This window comes from Pseudoteredinibacter isoporae, from assembly GCF_011602085.1.
GTDB lineage: Bacteria > Pseudomonadota > Gammaproteobacteria > Pseudomonadales > Cellvibrionaceae > Pseudoteredinibacter > Pseudoteredinibacter isoporae.
The window spans coordinates 471,269-492,274 of record NZ_JAAONY010000003.1 but is presented as its reverse complement, the minus strand read 5'-3'; the positions used below and the strand labels follow the sequence as shown (position 1 = coordinate 492,274).

At 46.2% G+C, this 21,006-nt stretch carries 13 protein-coding genes; all 13 read left to right on the top strand.

The window, feature by feature from the left end:
- The first annotated feature begins 25 nt into the window (after positions 1 to 25).
- Positions 26 to 853, top strand: coding sequence for a DUF2802 domain-containing protein (locus tag G8768_RS18500; protein WP_166847825.1), 828 nt, complete (start codon positions 26 to 28; stop codon positions 851 to 853).
- Positions 854 to 910: 57 nt separating this feature from the next.
- Positions 911 to 1,375 (top strand): hypothetical protein, encoded by a 465-nt coding sequence (locus tag G8768_RS18495; protein ID WP_166847828.1) that lies wholly within the window; start codon positions 911 to 913, stop codon positions 1,373 to 1,375.
- Positions 1,376 to 1,885: 510 nt separating this feature from the next.
- Positions 1,886 to 2,377 carry an outer membrane beta-barrel protein gene (locus tag G8768_RS18490; protein ID WP_166847831.1) on the top strand — a complete coding sequence of 164 codons (492 nt, stop codon included), beginning with the start codon at positions 1,886 to 1,888 and terminating at the stop codon, positions 2,375 to 2,377.
- A 285-nt stretch (positions 2,378 to 2,662) separates the two neighbouring features.
- Positions 2,663 to 5,143 (top strand): leucine-rich repeat domain-containing protein, encoded by a 2,481-nt coding sequence (locus tag G8768_RS18485; protein ID WP_166847834.1) that lies wholly within the window; start codon positions 2,663 to 2,665, stop codon positions 5,141 to 5,143.
- Positions 5,144 to 5,226: 83 nt separating this feature from the next.
- Positions 5,227 to 13,473, top strand: a complete 8,247-nt coding sequence (locus G8768_RS18480; RefSeq protein ID WP_166847837.1) for a T6SS effector amidase Tae4 family protein — start codon at positions 5,227 to 5,229, stop codon at positions 13,471 to 13,473.
- Positions 13,470 to 14,006 (top strand): hypothetical protein, encoded by a 537-nt coding sequence (locus tag G8768_RS18475; RefSeq protein ID WP_166847839.1) that lies wholly within the window; start codon positions 13,470 to 13,472, stop codon positions 14,004 to 14,006. Before G8768_RS18480 ends, G8768_RS18475 begins: the two co-directional genes overlap by 4 nt.
- Before the next feature lie 1,127 nt (positions 14,007 to 15,133).
- Complete coding sequence (locus G8768_RS18470; RefSeq protein ID WP_166847841.1) at positions 15,134 to 15,643, top strand: hypothetical protein; 510 nt, start codon at positions 15,134 to 15,136, stop codon at positions 15,641 to 15,643.
- A 259-nt stretch (positions 15,644 to 15,902) separates the two neighbouring features.
- Complete coding sequence (locus G8768_RS18465; RefSeq protein ID WP_166847843.1) at positions 15,903 to 16,382, top strand: hypothetical protein; 480 nt, start codon at positions 15,903 to 15,905, stop codon at positions 16,380 to 16,382.
- A gap of 191 nt (positions 16,383 to 16,573) precedes the next feature.
- Positions 16,574 to 17,506 (top strand): class I SAM-dependent methyltransferase, encoded by a 933-nt coding sequence (locus G8768_RS18460; RefSeq protein ID WP_166847845.1) that lies wholly within the window; start codon positions 16,574 to 16,576, stop codon positions 17,504 to 17,506.
- Between the two features lie 80 nt (positions 17,507 to 17,586).
- Entirely contained in the window at positions 17,587 to 18,027 is a 441-nt protein-coding gene (locus G8768_RS18455) for a DUF4124 domain-containing protein (protein WP_208020260.1), read from the top strand.
- Positions 18,028 to 18,155: 128 nt separating this feature from the next.
- A complete protein-coding gene (locus G8768_RS18450) occupies positions 18,156 to 18,713 on the top strand; it encodes a hypothetical protein (protein ID WP_166847847.1) in 558 nt (185 codons plus the stop codon).
- Between the two features lie 261 nt (positions 18,714 to 18,974).
- Entirely contained in the window at positions 18,975 to 19,667 is a 693-nt protein-coding gene (locus G8768_RS18445) for a hypothetical protein (RefSeq protein WP_166847849.1), read from the top strand.
- Positions 19,664 to 20,869, top strand: coding sequence for a hypothetical protein (locus tag G8768_RS18440; RefSeq protein ID WP_166847851.1), 1,206 nt, complete (start codon positions 19,664 to 19,666; stop codon positions 20,867 to 20,869). The genes G8768_RS18445 and G8768_RS18440 overlap by 4 nt, the downstream gene beginning before the upstream one ends.
- Positions 20,870 to 21,006 lie beyond the last annotated feature (137 nt).

Here is a 21,006-nt window from a genome sequence, read left to right as displayed (position 1 = left end):
CCGCTGACAGTAATGAGGTTTAGACATGTTCGCAGCGATGTTGCATCCGACAGTTTATATTGCCGCTGGCCTGGGCTTGGGCGTTTTGCTCCTGGTTCTGAGTTACTGGCGTCAAAGTCGTCAAATCAGGCGGCAGCTACAGGATTTGCAAGACGCGCGACAAGAACTGAAATCCATTAATGCCAGCAATATCGGTCTGGGCCGTCGCATCAAAAGTCTTGAGTCCAAGCGCGGCCCGACACTCGCTTCAGTCAGCAACATTACCGAAATCAACGATATGGCAGGCGCATCGCCTCAAGAGGCTATGCATCCTCATCAACAAGGTCAATTCGATACTCCCGCAGATTCGATGTCTCCTGACACCATCGTCGCGAAGGATTTGCGAGAGCTTCAAGCCCAGCAGCAAAGTTTATTGGCCAGTCTGACCGCTTTGGAAAACGAACAGCAACACCAGAGTGGAGAAACTGCGTTTGCCGAAACGACTCAGGAACCGATTGTGGGGGCGGCTTTCCAATCCCAACAACCTTTCCAAACACCTGCGGAAGAAAGCAGGGCAGAACCTTCATTTCAACAAAGCCTGGCGGCTCATCTGGAACAGGAAGCGGTTTCCGAACAACACTTTAAGACTCAAAATTCTGAACCTGAAGCACAGGAAGAGGCACGTCATGAACCCTATAGTTATGACGATGAACCAGAGCCTGACTTAGCACAGACTCCCTATACACGCGCTTCAGCCATGTTGGATGAAGGCTTGGCGCTGGATGAAATCGAGCGTCAAAGTGGTTTGTCAAAAGCCGAAATCAAACTGATGGCGACCATGCATAAAAATATGAGCAAATTTGCTTTAGCCTAAGCGCTTATCGGCCGATAAGTCAGTTAAGAGAAATTAATTGGGAGACAAGGAGCTTTCATGATCCGTCTCAGCTTATCACTGCTAGCCGCCATCAGCCTGAGTGCCTGTACCATCATTGATCGATCCCAGGATATTCAGTACAGCACCGTCACTCAACCCGTTTCCGCCCAGGCCTTGAGTGATATCCGTCCGGGAAAAACCAACAGCCGTTGGCTGCTGAACAATATCGGTCTAGCCAGCGAAGTGGAAGCTTACGGCGAACGAAAGTCCATCTGGCGATATGACCTCAACGAAATTCGCCGCTCCCGCACCAAAGTCGCGTTGCTCTACAGCAACCACGAACGTATTAAAAGCCGCTGCCAACTGTCTCTCCTGCTAGTCGATGATATCGTTAGCGCAATGTGGAGCGGAAACTCGGCCGAAACCCTCGCCCGAGTTGCAGAATCTTTCAAACTCCGTATGAGTGGAAGCGAACAGGACATGCCGATGTGTGAGAGTTTTCGGTATATTCAGGCAGATTGATTCTCAGTGAGGAGTCACTGAGTGCCCAGGTGTCTAAGAAAAGATATTCCCATATTTTGATCAGCTTCCGTATTTTTTGAGTTTTCTTGCTTGTCCTTTCGGGCTAAATTTTCGTTCCAGTCCTGCAGTTTTTTCTCCGTACTTTATTCGTAAAATTCCTCTTTCTCCCAAGACTTGATTGAATAACTGTAAATATGGCTGTTAGTATCCTCAGCCTTCAAGTCGGGTGAAACTCGCACATGGATCGTGTCGGTGACCGTAGGCGCTTTGATATTTACGATGGATTGCAAAAGTAAAACTTCCTGTTTTTAGCTTTACTATTTTCCTTGATCGTATTCGTTTTTGTGTGGTAACAGATCTCCCATGTTGTTGGTTGTAGGCCTGTTATTAAGAAAAATTTATTTTATTGGTCTGAGTAGGGTTGTTGTTGGGAGGTGTGAAATATAAGTCTTTATAAAAAATTAAAATCGATAAAAGTTTTATATCATAGTAATAGATAAGGAAATATTTATGTTTAAAAGGTTAGTTTTGCTCGTCGCTTCTTCTGTATTTTGTTCTGTTGTCAGTGCGGATGTCCGTCCATTTTTTAATGCTGATATCGGCTATGCGGATACCGATTTCGATAACGGAATTTACTTCGATGTTGGTGGTGGTGTGCAGTTTAATGATCACATTGAAATGGAAGTCGGTTACAACCATTATGGAGATGTTGGTCCATATGGAATTGATGTTACCTCTTTTTCATACGGATTGAATCTGGGCGGAAAGATTTCAGAAAATACACGCTTGTTCGCTGTTTTAGGTGCGGAACGTTTGGAGCTCGATGATACGGTTACTGTGGGTACAGTACGGGTTAATGTCGATGACTCGAGCACCGAAGCTTTCTATGGTATTGGCGCTGCCTTTGCTAAAGGCGAGAACACAGATATAAGGCTTAAACTGCTAAGCCACAGCTCGGGTGATTTGATTACATTTAGCGCAGGTTTTGCCTATTATTTCTAATCACTAAAGCTATTTGAAAATAAAGCGGCTTCCTTTTGTGAGGCTGCTTTCCCTTCAGTAGGTGGCTTAAGAAAATACATTTCTGAGGTTCGACCTGTTTTATTTCTGGTAGAACTTTCTTGCCTGTCCTTTGGGGCTAAATTATCGCCCCCTTTCTGAATTTTTATCTCAATACTTTATTCGTAATATTCCTTGCTGCCCCAACTCTTGATTGAACAATTGCTAATGTAGCTGTTAGTATTGCTTCCCTTCAAATGGGGTGCTGCTAGCACATGGACAGTATCGATGGCCGCAGGTACTTGGATGTTGACGATGGATTGCGAAAACAAGAATTCATACTTTAGTTTTATCTTTTCTATATTTCTATTTTCTTTCAGCCTGTCCAGTTTTGCTCTGGAAAACAGTGTTTGTAATGACGACGCCTATGTATTGAAGGGCGATTGTGAGGCATTGGTATCGCTTTATAACGCTCTGGATGGAGACAGCTGGTCTCCTAATAATTGGAGCTCTGATCCTGTTTCAAGGTGGTCCGGGGTTGTTGTCGATGAAAACAAGCGGGTTGTATCTCTAAAGCTTCACAATATTGGGGCCTCGGGCTCTTTGCCCGCCAGTTTGGGAGATCTGCCTGAACTCAAAGTGCTGGTTTTGGCGCAGGGTAGCATCACCGGTACGCTACCGGATGAAATGGCCAACCTTCAAAAGCTGGAATATCTCTGGTTGTTTGGTAACCAGTTAACAGGGGACTTACCTGGATTTTTAGGGACTTTTACCGAGCTAAGGCACCTATACTTGCAAGGTAATCAATTTACGGGCTCTATCCCATCGTACGTTTTTGAACTGCCAAACCTCGAACAATTACATCTAAGCCGCAACAATTTTAGTGCAGGGCTTCCGGCCAGCGTGGGTCAAAACAAAAATTTGGATTCTCTGGGTTTGTCGGGGGTCGATATCTCGGGTCCATTTCCAACGTCCTTATTGGCTCTCACTAAACTTAAACTTCTGGATATGACCGGAACTGGGTTGACCGGGCCAATCCCTGAAGAAATCTCACAACTTTTAGAGCTGAAATCTCTATCACTGGCTGAGAATCAGTTAACTGGCAGCCTGCCCGCCGGTTTGTTTCAGCTGAGTAAGCTAGAACAACTTCTTCTGTCGGAGAATCAGTTGTCTGGCCATGTTCCTTCCGAGATCGCTTCCTTGCAGGCTTTGAAATGGCTTGCTTTAGGAGGAAATCAGTTCTCTGGTGAAATTCCCAATGAAGTGGGTGAGCTGAGTCAACTCGAGAGATTGGAGCTGCAAGACAACCAGTTCACGGGGCTGTTTCCGAAATCTATCGCCGAATTGCCATTTTTGGCAATCATCGACACTCGCAATAACAACTTTATTGGCGATATTTATGCTTTGTTCGATGGTGTGATATTGGCCGAGCTAAACATCGATGACAAAAACAACGGTAGTCTGCAGACCATCATCAGCTTTGCGAAGTTGGGTGAAGGGCGTTTTTTGTTGCCTGATAATGACTATGTTGATGGTGGTACCCTTTTTGCGGCGGCAGGCGAGGGCTTCAGGCTCTCAGAATTTAACGGCTGCTCCGGCGAGAAAACGGGTTTTGCGTACACAATTGGGGCGCAGACCTCCAGTTGCACAATTGAAGCCACCTTCGAAGCATGTGATGACACTACCATTGGTGATTGCATAAATGACTTAGGCACAACGGATGTGAATGGTGAAGCGGTTGCGAATACCCAGTTAAATGCCATAAATAATTCAACAGCTTATTTACTGGGCAATGTGATGATGTTGCAGGGTTGGCTTTATGAACCCGAAATTAATAAACATTATCCAGGGCGTGAGGTGTCTATAACCCTGAATCAAGGTGGCGAATTTTCTGTACCTCTGCGCTATGAAGACCCCAGGTTGCCGGTCGAATTAAAAACATTGAACAATGGTCCCGTGTATTGGGCGGTCTTTGCAGACGCTGAAACAATCAGGTCGCACGATATTCGTGTAAAAGTACGCACAAAGGAAGGCGTTCTTGTTAATGAGGCTGAGCTAAAAAGCTTGGCAGTGGATAACCGTATTGATCAAAGTGGAGCGTTCAGCAGCATCACGAATACGGTTCTCATAGAAGATTTTCCCCAGGCAGACTTTGATATTCGACTTAAATTTAACGCTGAAGCTCAGCGTTTTGTTTTGGTTGATCAACTGGACGCAAGTGGCCAAAGCATGTTGTCCTCCAACAAATACTTCACAGACGATGGCAAATCCGTGGAAGCTCTTCCTAAGCTTAATGGGCAGGATGCGGTTGGCTTGGATAATCATATTATTGATGGTGTGTTATCGGGCATTGTTCCTTTGACTGGTTGGTACAGTACAGAGCTGCCTGACCTTCAGGGAAAGGAATTGTTGATTCAAATCGATGATGCAACACCCGAGGCGGTACAGAATTTCACGAGGAACAGTGTTAATCAGCGCCTTGGTTTGAGCGCAACTGCCGAAACGGCCTGGGGCTATTATTTGAACACCTTGAATCTGGACAACGGGGATCATCGTCTGCGTCTGATTGTTGATGACCGAATTTTTTGGGAAGCCAGCTTTAAATCCCACAGTCTTTTGAACGCATCAGCGCAGGCCATGTATGTAAGTCCTTCAACTCAGGAAACTACGGTTATGGATGTACCTGCCAGTGGTGACAGTTTAAAGCTCAGGTTTGATGCCAATATGCAGAACTTTGTGGTGATTGAGCAAACCCTGGTCTCTCCTTGAATTGAGACCAGTACGGAGAATGTTATTAAACAGGGTGTGGTCACCTTGGGTTACAGGGAAGGGCGGATTGCCCAAAGTGAATTATGAAGCGCGTCAGTTTTGTTAACAGTTTTTTATTAATTTCCTCACTTGCACTTGCGAGTGTAGCCAATGCGGAATTAAAAGGGAATTTTGAGGGCAATCCCTGGAAAGAGGACGAATTTGTCGGTTGGGCTTGCGAGGTCGGGAATACTGCACCTGTTCGAGTCGAATTTTTCGATGGCAGCAACAATCGAATTCATACCTTAAATACGCATTCTCGTGCTGAGTATCAAGTTAATGAGGTGTGTGGTTTAAATCCCAATTCGGCGCTAAACCTGCGCTTTAACTGGAAGTTGAGCGACAGGGATTTGAATGTATATTGTGGCCAGACAATTTCAGCGTATGCAGTTAGTGGCGGCGAGAGACGCCATATAAAATCCCGAGAACTGGTTTGTGATTCAAGAATTGTGGGTAATTTTGAGGGTGCCCATCTTGCTCACAACCAATTGACTGGCTGGGCTTGCCAAAAGGGTAATGAACAAGCTGTCCGGATTCGCTTCACGGCACAACAAGGGAATGCACAAGAAGAAAAAGTCAATGAGCTGTTAGCAAATATCCCTGGCGAACGGGCGATTGCACATCCCAATCACTGTAACACCGTTAACTCCAACTTCCGATTCCAATGGCCTTTAACCGACGGTTTTATCCAGCAGCACTGTGGTAAAACTCTGCATGCCTACGCCTATTTCAACTCTGATTCGGATCGCATTGGTTCTTTTTCCTTGCCATGCCCGGCACCGCCAAAACCCACGGATATTCCAGATGTATCGCGGGTCTTGAATGTACCATCTTATGTAACGACTGAATCTTCGTTCAGAATCAGCTGGGGGGCTGTGTATCCTTCCGCAGCAACTTACGAGTTGCAGGAACGTTTCAATAACGGAGCCTGGAGAACCATTGCCGATCAAAGCAATACGATTTATCAAGTACCCTTAAGAAGTCAGGGCGGGCAATACCAGTATCGTGTGCGAGCCTGTACTTCAACAAAATTGTGTGGTGGCTATCGCGAATCTCGAGTGGTTAATTTGGTCACTGAGACCCAAGCTAAACAACGATCGGCCCAGGTCCCTATCGGTAATTTTGAAGGTGCAGCCGGTGATGCGCTGCGAGGGTGGGCTTGTACTCTGAAACAGCGCCAGCCCATCGCAATGCGTTTGTTCTTCGGTGAAAAGGGCGATTTCTCTAATCCCTATCAAACACTGTCTGCAAGCACCAGCAGTGAGCAGTTGATTAAAGATCGATGCCAGTTGTCGAGCAGCAGCTTCAACTACCGAGCGACTCGTCAGCTTTCGGTGACAGAGCGCGCGCAGATTTGTGGTCGCAGCTTGAGTGCCTACGCCTCAACTAATGGCGGTATTGAACATTGGGTTGGTACCCAGACGATCCCTTGCGAGGGTGGGAAGCCAAAGGCCGATAATGCGAGCTTGATTGCTCCAAGTGAGGTCTTCTCTGACAACAGTTTCCAATTACGCTGGTCTGGTTTCAGCGGAGCGATTGCCGTTTACGAATTGCAGGAGCGCGTTCCCGGTGGCAATTGGGCGCAAATCCAGCGAAGTTCAAGTGCTCAAAGAACCATGGTGGCTTCCAAACAGTTGGGCAGTTACCAGTATCGAGTGCGAGCTTGCAGTTCCAGTAATGAGTGCTCAGCTTATGTCAGCAAAACGGTCGAGGTTAAACGTGGTGGCACAACAAGTGGTGGCGTACCGGCATTACCCGCCTTTCCAGGTGGTGATGATATCGGCAGTCTTGCCGGCCAGTTCAGGGTTACAGAATCCGGCGCAAGCAGCTACTCCGTACCAATTGCTACGACGTCAGGTACCGCCGGTGTTGCGCCAACCATATCTCTCCAATACTCCAGTCAGGGCGGAAACGGTCTTGCCGGGGTAGGTTGGAATCTGTCCGGTCTCAGCAGCATCAGTCGTTGCCGCCAAACCCATATGGTCGACGGCCGAGCGGAAGCCATTAATTTCACCGACAGTGATCGTTTCTGCCTTGATGGGCAAAGATTGATAAGTGTCGCTGCACCGGCAGGGCAAAGCGGCAGGTATTACAAAACGGAAGTTGATAATTTCGCGACGATTGTAGCCCGAGGTGGCAGCGCCGCTACCCCGGCCTATTTTGAAGTTCAGCGTAAAGACGGCTCCAAAAGCGTTTACGGAAATAGCAGTGATAGCCAACAACGAGCCTCAGGGCAGGTCATTAACTGGGCGATTAATCGTTTTGAGGACAGTGTCGGCAACCCGATTACCTTCCAATATCTGGATGCAGGGCAGGGGTTCAGAATCGATCGAATCAATTATGCCTTCGGTTCTGGCAACTCCCCTCAAGCGTATCTGCGTTTTAGCTATGAAGCGCGCAGTGATGTTCGCAGTCAGTATTTGGCGGGTGTGCAATCCCACCGTCGGGTTCGCCTGAAAACCATTGAGTCTTTCAATACCGGGCAACTGTTACGTTCATACAAATTACAGTACTTGGCTGAAAACAATGTGGCCAGAGTGGGTCAAGACGTACTCAGTAACAGTCGCTTACGCAGTATTCAGGAGTGTGCGGCTGGAAATATCTGCCTGCCGGCGACAAGCTTTGATTGGGATGTTGTAGCCAGCCGCAGTTTTGGTTCTGAGCAACGACTAAATCTTAGTCCATTAGATAATCGCTTTATTGCAAGTGTCAAAACAATTGATGTTAATGGCGATGGAATACTGGATTTGGTGTGGCTGGAAGCTGATCAGGATAAACGTAAAGGGGATATCCGTAATCACTTCTTGTATTACTCCATTACATCTTCCAATCCTGGCGTATCAAGAGTTGCCCAGGTTGCGCACCATTTTAGACACGCAGGCCTTAAGCAAGCGTTTAGGATGGAAACTCTGGATTACAATAATGACGGTCGACAAGATGTACTGATTTTTGATAGCTCTCAAAATAGCCATTTGGATGTTAACCACGGTAAATGGCGCTTGTTTATGAATACAAGCAATGGCTACGGTCCACCCCGTTTCGATGAAGAAAACGTTAACTTCCCGTTTAATGAGCGCCGCGTGTCATTTATGGACATCAATGGCGATGGATTGACCGATGCAGCGATCAGCTCCCAAAGCCAAAACCTGTTTCAGGCTGGGCGTGACGATCGTTACTATTTACTGCAGTCGTCCAATGAATCGGTATACAGCTATACTCCGTACTCCTTTGGCGGGCCAAATAAGGTATCGGGCACATATAATTCAAGGGGGCAACTGGCACCGGGAGTTTGTGATCAAACTATAGAAATTCCGGCAGGAGATTTGAATGGTGATGGGCAGGTCGATTATCTGACTGAGCAATACTGCGGCGTTTTGGAATACATACAAGGCCCCAACGAGGATATCGTCACTTCACAAAGAACGGGACGTTATCGCCTATCCTTGACTAAAGCGGCCAGTAACGGCTACTACCTTGAACGTTTCAACACAAGTTTTGGTTTACCAGATAAAGACTCGGTGCGTTTTGCGGATATGAACGCTGATGGTCTGAGTGATGTTCTGGTATCCAGACATAATGGTTGGTTCCTGTATTACAGTACAGGCACAGGTTTGGCCGACAGCGGTTTGGGTGCGGTTATTCCTGCGGCTTCAAATACGTCTGAGGATCAGAGTGTTCAGCTCGTAGATTATAACTACGATGGTTATATGGATGTTGTTTGGCGAGACGGCACTACGCTCTATGTAAAACAGTGGCAGCCAGCCACTCGGAACTTCTCAACGGCCATTATCCTCAGCAGTTCTGCGGTGGAGTCTGGTCAAAACATCGTGGCGGATTTGAACGGTGATGGTGTTCTGGATTTCACTACGATCGATAAGCGCTATCTGCGTCAATACAATGGCAGCAGTCCAAGTTCAGGCTCCATTGTTCAAATTACCAATGGCTTGGGTGCGGTTACTCGAATCAACTATGAACCACTGAGTACATCACGTCACTATAGCCTTTGGGATCGACGATTCCGTGGCAATGGCAGTGATTGTGATTATATCTGCGATACGACCCAGCCGTTTAATGGTTCGGATGGTTTGCAAAATATAATGCCCTTATCGGCGGTTATTCAGTTGCATGGTTCAATGTATGTTGCGACACGTGTTCAGAGCTCCGCTCCTACCGAACAAGATCGGAATCAGCTGAGTGCTATCAGTTATTTCTACAGCGAAGCCAAGATGCAGGCCGGTGGACGTGGTTTTCTGGGATTCAGGAGTTTGACAACGCTTGATGAACAGACACGAATTGAAACGTCGACCCGTTATCGTCAGGACTGGCCGTTTATTGGTTACCCAGCTGAAACTGAAGTAAGGCTTGAGGATTCTCACAGAATTAGCCACAGTACAAACGAGTGGCGTTTACAGGGCTTTAATCCAAGTTGGGTGCAGCAGGTTCGTAACGGAACGGCAACAATAGGCAGTTTGCGTCCTTATATCAAGCGTAGCTCGGAAAGCAATCGAGATTTAAATTCCGGTAGGGAGTTGACCGGCACAACAACCGAAAATCAATACGATGCTTATGGTAATCCCACCAACATCACCACGGTGACATTTGGCAATGGCATTCGCAGTGAGAAGCGTACTGTGAATACCTATTCAGCCAGTGGTTTCTCGTTAGAAGAGAGCCGACGCCTGGGCCGCTTATCATCAACTCGAGTAACAACCATTCGAGAAGAGAGTGGGCAACCGAGAGCAGAACAAACGCGCAACTCTCAGTTTGCTTACTACAGCAGTGGCAAGTTAAAAGGTCTATTGGAAAAAGAAACGGTTGAGCCGGGTGGTAGTCAGGACCAGAAATTGGAAACGACGCATCACTACGACAATTTCGGAAATAAAACCCATACCATGAGTCGCGGCTGGGATGGCGGAGCTACCGTCAATCGTCAAAGCGAGCGATTGGTTTATGATGCCCATGGCCGATATGTGGATGCACAGCATCAACGTTTTGATGGTCGCAATGCTGAAATCAAAGTTCTGCAAGTATTGGCGCGTAACCACTATGGCTCCATTACTAAAAGCGAAGATCTCAATGGCGTTATCACTGACATCAGCTACAGCCCGATGGGCAAACAGTATTCCAGCAAAAGCAGTATTCAGGCGTGGAGCCGACAGTATATGCAGCTGGCTGATAGTCAGTGTTTGCCGGGGGCTGCCTATAAGGTATTGAGTGAATCGGCGGATGGAATGCAGGCGCAGGAGTGTTTTGATCGCCTTGGTCGCAGCCAGCGTAAACTGTCTCGTAACCTCAATGGTCGCTGGGTAGCGGTTGATAGCTACTATGATAACCTGAGTCGCACCGTCAAAGTGAGTGAGCCTTACTTTGTGGATGGTGGCCAGCGCCACTACAGTACGATGGGTTACGACCGCTTGGGCCGTGTCCTTGGAACTCAGCTGCCTGATGGAAGCATAAGCCGCATAAACTACAACGAGTTTGCAACAACGTATACAAACGGCTTGAACCAAACCAAATTGGAAACCCGTAATGCCCTGGGTGAGCTAGTGCGTGTTCAGGATCATATTGGCGGCTTTGTGCTCTATCGTTACGATGTGAATGGCCAGCTTGCTCGCACCGAAGACAGCGCAGGCAATGCTATGACCATCGTCTACGATCTCTTGGGGCGTAAAACCCAAATGGACGATCCAGACAAAGGTCAGTGGCGTTATCGCTATAACGCCTTTGGTGAGCTGATTGAACAAACCGATGCTAAAAACCAGAGAACACAGTTGCGTTACGACACCCAAGGGCGCATGGTGTCACGAAGTGAAGGTGGCCTACAGAGCCATTGGCGCTATGACACAGCTGCGCAAGGGGTGGGGCAGTTAGCACAGGTTAGCGACAACGCTTCCTATAACCGTGATTATGTCTACGATAATTATGGTCGACTCAGTCAGGTTCATTACAAACTACCCGGCTTAAGTGATACCCAAATCACCGGCACCACCTATGATGCCTTTGGTCGTGTCTTTGGCCAGTTTGATGTCGCACATCCACTGCTGGGCAATCACGGAATCAAGAATATTTACAACCGTTACGGTTATCTTGAGCAGGTGGCAGATACACGTTCGGATGGCCCGGTTTACCTACGCAATCTCGAAGTCGACCCGCGTTCACAGGCCTCTAAATTCCAATTGGGCAGCGGTGCGATTGTCACGCGACGTTACGACCCCAAAACCGGACGCCTGCTGAATATTGATACCGAAAGCAGCAGCGGTGCCCAGCTACAAGCCTTGAGTTACGATTGGGATGTCTTGGGTAATCTGAAACATCGCGAAGAGCGCAGCGGTGGTAAAAACCTGTCGGAGACTTTCAAATACGATGGCCTGAATCGGCTTACTGAAGCCAAATTGGGCAACGGCCAAACTAAAACGGTCAGCTACGATGCCATTGGCAATATCATCAGCAAATCCGATGTTGGTAGTTACACTTATGGCGAAAGTGCGGGTCCGCATGCGGTTACCAGTACCTCGGGTGCAGGTCAGAACAATCAATATCAGTATGACGCTAATGGTAATAACACCCGCACTACGGGTGATATGAATCGTACCATCGCATACAGCCATTTCGACAAAGCAACGCGCATTGTAAAAGACGGTCACACGACCGAGTTCAGCTACGATCCAGATCGTAGTCGTTACAAGCGCGTGGACAACAATAGCAGTGGCCAGCGCAGCACGACGTTCTATTTGGGCAATGTTGAAATTGTTCAGCGTGCCAACAGCGTCACTGAATATAAGCGCCGCATTGCTGGCGTGGCTATTCAAACCTTGCGCAAGACGGCAACGATTGATCAGCCCGGCAGGCAGCTGCATTACTTGCTGCAAGATCACCTGGGCAGTCTGGACGTTATTATCGATGAGCAAAGCAATATCGTTCAGGAATTCAGTTTTGATGCCTGGGGTGCAAGACGCAGCGGAACCGATTGGGCAGCAATGACCCAAGCGCAAGTGAATGCCTTGGTTGGCCAGTTCACAAGCCAAAGCATTAACTTGAGCGGCTTGGGGGCAATTACCACCCGAGGTTTTACCGACCATGAAATGTTGGACGAAGTCGGTATCGTCCATATGAATGGGCGGATTTATGATGCGAAGCTGGGAAGGTTCCTGCAGGCGGATCCACATATTGACGGAACCACCAATACCCAAGGCTTTAACCGCTACAGCTATTTGCACAATAATCCGTTGAATGGGACGGACCCCACGGGTTACTTTAGCTTGCGGGAATGGGTTGCTCCTATTGTTGCTGTGGTTGGCGCTTGGCTCTGTCAAGGGTGTGCGATTCAAGGGTATATTGCAGTGGGTGCTGCAGCGGGAGCTGCAGGTGCAGCTGCCAATGGCCAAAACATTTTTCTGGGGGCATTCACTGGAGCTGTTAGCGCGGCCGCTTTTTACGGTATAGGCCAATATTTTCAATCGGCTGGGATTGAGAATTTGTTGGGGGTATTGGACGGAGATGTGTCTATTTCCTCCCTAACGAAGTTTGGTGGTAACTGGCTGACGGGCGGCCAAATTGCTGGCCAGATTTCGCTACATGCTATGGCTGGTGGGGTCATGAGTGTGTTGCAGGGTGGAAAGTTTGGTCATGGATTTATTAGTGCTGGGTTAACCAAAGGGGTATTGGGTAAATATGGAGCCGGAGGTTATCTTAAAAGAGCTTTGGCGCATGCAGTGGTTGGAGGCACTGTTTCGGAGTTAACGGGTGGAAAGTTTGCAAATGGTGCGCGAACGGCGACTTATCAATATCTTTTCAATGAGCTTTCCAAGTGGTCTTTTAAGAAACTCAAAGAGTCGTATCCATCTAACAAAGGACTTTCTGGAGGCGATGTTGTAGATAATGCTGGTGGTAAGGTTAGTTCAAATTTTGCTTTGCGAAATACGAGCAAGGATCCTTTGGTAAGGGCTAATTGGAGTAATACATGCGCGGCCAGAATGAGCTACTGCTTGAATAAAGCTGGCTACCCTGTGCCTTCGCCAGCTAGCCTCCCTAGTGATATTAGAGCGTTGTCGTCAGACGGGAATGGGAACTACATTTATGGAGCGTCTGATATGGCGAGGTATATTGAAGGTGTCCTTGGTAGTCCATTGACGGTCAAAAATGATCTGTCCAATATTACTGGAAAGACAGGCATTATATACTTTGAGAATTACCATATAGATTTATGGGATAAAAAGGCAATGGTTGGAAATACTGGGTCAATCAGCAACTACATAGGCAAGAAAAAAGCATTCTTTTGGGAGGTAAAATGATAGCTCGTTTCGCTCGATTAATTCTGGCTCTGAGCGTGTCCTTGCAAGCATGCTCAAGCCAAGGTCGTGATTACATTGAATATCATACAGATTCCTGTTTGGTTAGAGTTGAATATAAAGGAGAAGCTCAATATGGGGTTTTGAAGCTGATTAGCAGCTGGAAGAACGGAGATATAGGCTGGTGTGAAACGACGAAAGAGGACTTTCAAATTTCGCTTGATTCGGCAATGAAAAAACTAGTAGTTCCTCATACAGAAAATAAATTGACGTCAGTGCAAATTGGGCAGTTGTCAAATTATTCTTGGGTTCGAAATAGGCTAAAAAATACTGATAGTACCGTTTCGGGAAATGGAAAATATCATATAAGTGAATATTTGAAAGTTCATAGAGTGCTCGATCCAATATCAAGTGTTCTTGAAAAGTACGGCTGGATTGGCCAAGCCGCTCAGTGTGAGAAAGCAGAGTACAATAATTCTGGAATACCCATAGATGGTTTTTGCTGGTTAAAAGTGGAAAGGCTTGGAACTTATTAGATTTGTTAAATTTTTTCTAGCGTTATTAGTTATTCCCATATTTTTTCTGATATCTACGTGCGAAACTAAAGGAATAGTCAATCAAAATTTTAATGGGGTGGCTTCTCACATCGATTGGACATCAAGAAACCACCGAGTCCCTAGAATTATAATTCGTGATTCCCTATTTAATAAAGATGTGGTTTTTTCGGACTATAGAATAACTCTGAATGATAAAAACCTAAGAGTTGGCGATATTATTAGTAAAGAAAAAGGTTCAAAAATATGCGGTATCAACTCTGTCAACATTGTCTGTTTACAATAGCCATGAGTATAAAGGTATAAGTTTTTGGTGGTGTGCACCATGATTCGAAATGAAGGCAGGGAGAGCAATTGATCATTGGGATGATCGCATGAAATTCCCAGAAGTATAAGCAATACGCCTTGTAAAAGGCGGTTACACGACCGAATTCAGGCCAGAAGCTTCTAGACGTGGTAGGGGCGTCCTGGTTCGATGATGATGTAGAACCAAGAAAGCCAAGTAGTTGGAATCTCGAGGTTTCGAAAGAGCAGATTAAGAAAGAATTGGGTGCCGACGCATAAGGATTTGATCAATTCCAATCGGGTTACATTGGCATTTCCTACGAAGATTTTGGCCGTGTCTTTGGCCAATTCTATGTGCCCCATTAATTACTATGCCGCTCGGAAGTAGAACTGTTATATGTGATTAAAATCCAATAGTTATTTTAGTCGAGTGTTCAATACTCTACAGCTATACGTATAAAACTATATAGTGTAGGCAGGTGGATCTTGAAATGATGGGGGGTGTATTGGTAGTTGCCATCGAGTTGGTTGGTTGTTGGGTAGTGATCGAAAGCCTATTGCAGTTCTTTTTGCTAATTTTTGCTTTGATATACGGTAGGTCGGTAAGTCTAGATTGGGCATTGCGAAATAGTGGGGTTAAGAACTTTTTCGTTAGGCATATTAAATTAAATTTTAAAGCGCCTTTTAGTACCCTGTTAATATGTAATCTATGGTTGCTGCGGTGTGCTATTTTAGCTCTTGTTGTTTTGATGATGTTTCTGATTGTATTTGAGCTGGTAGTTTAGAAAATTTGGCCAGTTTCCTGAGACTAGCAGGTATTGATTGTGCGCACTGAAACTGTAAAGGAAATTATATCTGCCCACGCGTCTTTATTTCAGACCATGGAGTGTAGCGAAGAGAGATGGATTATCCTTGCTGACTTACCATTGGGAAATCACCACTTAGGACTGGATACTGAAGGGAGGTGGGTAACTGAAGGCGATGGCAAGCTTGAGGAAATAGAATCTGATTGTGGGTTCGAAACGATGATCAAGTTCGTGGAGTCTTCATTTGAGGAATTAGTCTTATTTATTTTACATAGTTTGGAATCTCAAGGATTACCTGCATCGATAGCGCAGTCTTTTCCATTTGATGAATTTCTGTGCTATGCGGCATTGCGTGGGCAGTATTGGGCGGAATGCGTGTCAAAATGGGTAAAGTCCGGATATCCTATCAATTATGAAATAGCATTAGCCTTAGGTGGCGGTTCTAGAGAGTCGAAATCATTTCAGGATTATAAGAAAAAGAGGTTTCATCAGATAGTTGATTTTGTAGGATGTGATAAGAATGCATAGTGCGAGAATTTACGAGGGCGTTCAGAGCTCTACTTCGAACAATATTTCGTTCATTGTGTGTGATGTTGAAAAAAACAAGAGAGCAAAGCGGGAGCACAAAAAATGGGGCGTCGGGGGTTCCTGTCATTTTGTATGGAAATAAGAGAATGAATGGTTTTAGTGTTAAAGGGGGTAAAATGATTTTTTACGCCTGATTCATGAGGTCTATGCTTGAAATGGTCATGTTCATTATCTAGGGTTTTTGTTGGTGGTTTACAATGTGAAAATTTGTGTAGATTTTTCAACTTGCAAGGATGTAAGTTCGGGATTTGAAATAAGTTGTGATCTGTGGAATAAGGCAACTTTTTCGGTAACTCCTTCTGGGGGAGAGTTCCAGCTCGATGGTAGTTTACTCTCCATTAATAAGGCAGAAGTTTTTTTAGATGGGGTTGGTATTGGAAGGTTTTCGAAGTGCCTCGGATTTTTAACCATAAACTATGATAAGTTTACTCTCTATGGGAAAAAGTTTTTTATTGAGGAGGCGTTTGATTTTCCTGAGAATAATGATGTAGATAAATTGTTGTTGTGTGAGGGAGAATGCGTTGCTGAAATAGAGTCTGGTATAGTGATTTCTTTGCTAGGGTCTAGAAAGTCCTTCAAAAAAGCCTACTGTCATATTAAAAAACCAAATTTGGCTGTATGTGCGATGTTGTATCTTTATGGATATTATTCAACTGTTGTTAATAATATCAATGGTTGATGTAATGAATTTACTTCATTGGAACGGTAAAAGATAAATGACCGGGTGCTGAAGAATAGTAAACCATATTTGGACGTATGAGGGCTTAGATTGATAACTCAAGGTTATGTTTATAGAGGGATGGAATTCCTTGTTTATATACCTGAACCTCTTGCGTATAATTTCAGATTACGCCCAAACAGACTTTTGCCATGACCATCGATAAAAACCCCTTGCAACAAGAAATCAGCCAAAACCTCAAAAAGCTACCCAAGTATGTTTCTCGGGTATTCCACGGCAGGGGGCGTTTTTTCCCTTCGTTGGAAGAGGTGAATGTTGAGTGGTATCCGCCGGTCCTCTTTGTTCAGTGTTATCAGGATCAGCTTGGCGATGATGCCGTTGCGGCCTTAAAGGCGGTATTCGACGAACATTCGTTTATAGAGACGGTTTTACTGCAAGTTCGGCCCTGGCCCGATGTCGAGAACGAAATCCTGTTTACGCGAAGCAATGCTGAGCAGCAATTGCCGTTGGAGTTTGAGGCTCCGCTGTCTGATGGGCTTATGTGTCAGATAAGTCTCGGTAAAAACCGCAATACAGGTGTGTTTCCTGATATGCGCAGTGGCTGGTCTTGGGTGCAGAAGCATGCTGAAGGCAAGCGCGTTCTCAATCTCTTTTCTTATACGTCAATTTTCTCCCTTTTTGCTTTGCAGGGAGGTGCCCGTAAGGTCGTGAATGTTGATATGTGCGGCAGTGCAACCAAAACCGCGCAATATAATCATGAGCTTAACGACCTATTGGGCGAGCGCGTTTCCATCTGGAAGCGAGATATCCTGAAGTCCAATAGTCAGCTTGCCAAGCAATCCAAGTTTGACATTATTATTCTGGACCCACCTCCATTTCAAAAAGGCTCTTTTAGAGGCTGGCCAGATTACCAAAAACTGCTCAGACGTTGTGTCAACTATCTGAGAGAAGGTGGTGTAATATTAGTAGCTCTTAACAATCAACAGGTTACTTTCGATGAGTTTGAGCGGGATATTCGGGATGTGATTGAATCGATAAGGTCTATTGCCCAGATCGGTCTGGCTGAAGAAATTAAGGAGCTGGAGCCGGAAAAAGGATTAAAGCTCGCATTAATTGAGCTTTAATTTTTCGTGAATGTGGATTGTTGATTACAAAAGGAATGTCCGTTTGACAAGTTAAATGGTACACAAAGGAAAAGTTAGGAATGATGAAACCACGATACTGTCTTGTGTTGCTAGTCTTACTTCTTCCGGCGCATGCCCAAATCTACAAGTGGGTGGATGAGAATGGCAAGGTCCATTATAGCGATTCCAGAAATAAGCCGGCGGGCCAAAGTGCGAAGAAGCTCGATCTCAAGATAAACACTTATACCAATGTCAGTTACCAGCTCGAAAAGAAACGCACTGAAAAGGTGGTGATGTATTCGGCTTCTTGGTGTGGGTATTGTAAAAAGGCCAGAAAGTACTTCGTTGCTAACAATATCCCATTTATTGAATACGATATCGAAAAGAACAAGAAAGCAAACCGGGAGCATAAGAGGATGGGGGCTACGGGCGTTCCTGTCATTCTCTATGGAAATAAGCGAATGAATGGTTTTAGTGTGAATGGGTTTAAAAGAATCTACAAGCCTAAGTCAAAGCCATAGGGCTCATATTTTTGGCGGTATGGGCGGTTTACTCAATGAGTTCGCATAATTATTAGCTAATCACCATTTTTATTAATGGTTGTCATATAACCTAAAATTCGCTATCTAACCAGGCTTCATCCTTCAAAATGTTCGATGAAGTCAGTGATGATACTGTTTGTTCGAAAAATAAGGTCATTATGTTAAGGGTAATTTCATTTCTACTTCTGCTGTGTTTTTCATTTGCTGAAGCTCAACTTCTTCCGAGTTCGAAAGCAAAGCCAGAGGGCGAGCTCGCCTTGTTTATTGCGGCCTCCGATTCGGCTAAGTATATTGAGGAATGGTTTACCACTCCTCCAGAGCATGGAGTCACTATTAGTCGACTTAAAACCGCCAAAATGGATAAGCCGATTGTTAGTAGTTTTTTGGTTACCGGCTTAACCGCTGATAAAAAAGGAATGTATCGATATGTTGTCGATGCCTATTTTGTGGGGCCGGAAGAGGAAATTATCTGGGGTGAGCGAAGGTATGCAGGTGGTCATGGGAAATTGCCGAGAAAGCCCAATATTCTAATGGCCGATCCGGCATTGGATATTATTATGGGGAGCGATGACGTGGATGGTGAATACCGAATTTGTGCTCAGGTAACAGACTTGGTATCAGGTAAGAAAGCCGATAATTGCTACAGCTTTTCTTATAAAAAATAACCCTTTCCATAGAGAATCACGACCATACGGTTTGCCTTTATGGCCTTGTGTGAGCCGCTTGAGTGTTTAAAAAGTGATCATTTCTTCAGGTGAGCTTTCCAAATGCCGTTCTAGGGAACCTTTCCCTCATTTGTTATTCTGAACTCTATTCCATTTTAAACGCCTTGGCACATTCCTGATGAGTACTGGCTTGTAATGAACCGCCACAATCACCCTACGCGCAGAACGATATCTGGCCTTCCAGTTCGATTTGGCTGTTATTTGGTCACCTGTCTGGCGTTTTTTGCTGCCTTCAGTGGGGCGGCAGAGGTTCCTCCGGTTGGTGATGCTACGTTTCCACAATTGAGCTTTCGCCCTGATTTTTCGGGTGCTTGGGAGAAGGATTATCGGCGCAGTGATAACTGGGAGCGCCAGGTTCAGGCCAAGCTGGCGGAGTTGCGGCGTGCTGCTGAGCGGCGGGCCCGGGGTGGCCGAGCGGATATCGGTGTGCCGGGCGCGCAGATCACTCTGGGGGGTAATCGCACCAATGTTATCGATCTGGCGAGGTTTACCGAGACGATCAGCCGCCACAATATTATGACGATCAAGCAGGATGAGCATGAGGTGCGGATCGAGCGGGAGGGCGAGGCGGATCTGGTGTGTACGGTCGATAAGAAAGCGGTGCTGAGTGGGAATGAGTTTGGGTCCGAACGCTGTGTCTGGTCGGCCAATCGCCTGATTTTCAAAATCAGCTTGAATGAAGGCACCGAAATTCTGCATCATTTTCGGATATCCGCCGATCGGCAGTCCATTAATATGCAAACCCGGGTTTCCCATCGAGGTTCTTCTTTTGAGTTAGTGCAGTTTTTCACGCGCTTTGGCGATAGCAATAACCAATACAACTGCCGCCAAACCATCAGCCGAGGAAAAGTGTGTAGTTTGCTGGGTGAGCAAGCTGGAGGCAATCAAGAGTGAGTAGCGGCTTGAGGTGGTGTCTGTGTGGTTTGCTGTGCCTCTGTGTGGCGGCGTGTAGCAGTTCGTCGAGAGAGCGATTGCCGCGTGGGGCGACGGATCATATAAAAGATGCCGCGCCTGCTGTTGCCCTGGAGCAGGCTGAAGAGCGACCTGAGCTGGAGCGGCTGATCAATATCGGCATTCCAGTGTTTACGATTGCGAATGAACGAGCCAAGCGTGAGGGGACTGAGTCTGAATTTGGGGCCTGGGTTGGGAAGGAAATTCTGGAGATCGAACGTCAGTACTTGCCACTCATTTTGCGCAATACTCTGGTGGCCTCCAATCAATGGGGGGCGGTGCGTGTTTTGCCCCAGGCGGATGTGTCTACTGATCTGCAAATCATGGGTACTGTATTGCATTCTGATGGTGCGGTGTTGAGTTTCAGGGTTGTTGCCCGGGACAGCACTGGTCGGGAGTGGCTCAATAAGATCTACAGCGCGCGTTATGCATCCAGCCAGGAAGGCATCGCGGAAGATGACAAGCTGAGTCTTTCGGATTTTGATACGGACCTTTGTTTGAAGGTTGATAAAACGTCGGCTGAGCCTTACGAGAACCTCTACAAGCAAGTGGCGAATGATTTGCTTGTCGTTCGGGAAACCCTGACTGATCAAGAGCTCCAGAATATTCAGCGGATTGCCAACATACGACATGCTCAGGATCTTGCCCCTATGACCTTTGATGATCTATTGGAAAAAGATCAGCAGGGTAGGTACGTCGTAAAGCGTTTGCTTGCTCACAATGATCCGATGCAGGCTCGGGTCGACAGTATGCGTTTACGCCACCAGTTCTTTATCGATACGGTCGATGTGCATTATCAGGGGCTGCATAAAAAAATGGGGCCAATCTATAAATTGTGGGCCCGTTATTCCTGCGAGCGGGATCTTGAGCTCCAGTTAAGGCGCATGAGTGGCGAGGATGGGATGAAGCGAATTAGCGCCGGCGGTTTTGAAGCGATCAGCAACAGTTATCGACGCTACAATATCAATAAAATCTTTGAGCAGGAATGGAATAGTCTCGCAAAGAGTTTCACCATTGAATTGAATCCGGTGATTGTCGAGCTGAATGACAAGGTCTATACCCTGAAAGGCTCTGCTGAACAACAGTACGAGCAATGGCGAGCGTTGTTGAGCGAATTCTATAAACTGGAAAACGCTGTTCCGTAGTTCCTCAGAATTTCGGTAGCACCTTTATTTTTGTTGTTAACCGGGCTAATTAAGATTTTATATCGAACAGTTATCGTGTGGCTCTCGCACGTTCCCTTTAAAAGGGCCTTGAACGTGCTTTCAAGGCCCTTTGATCA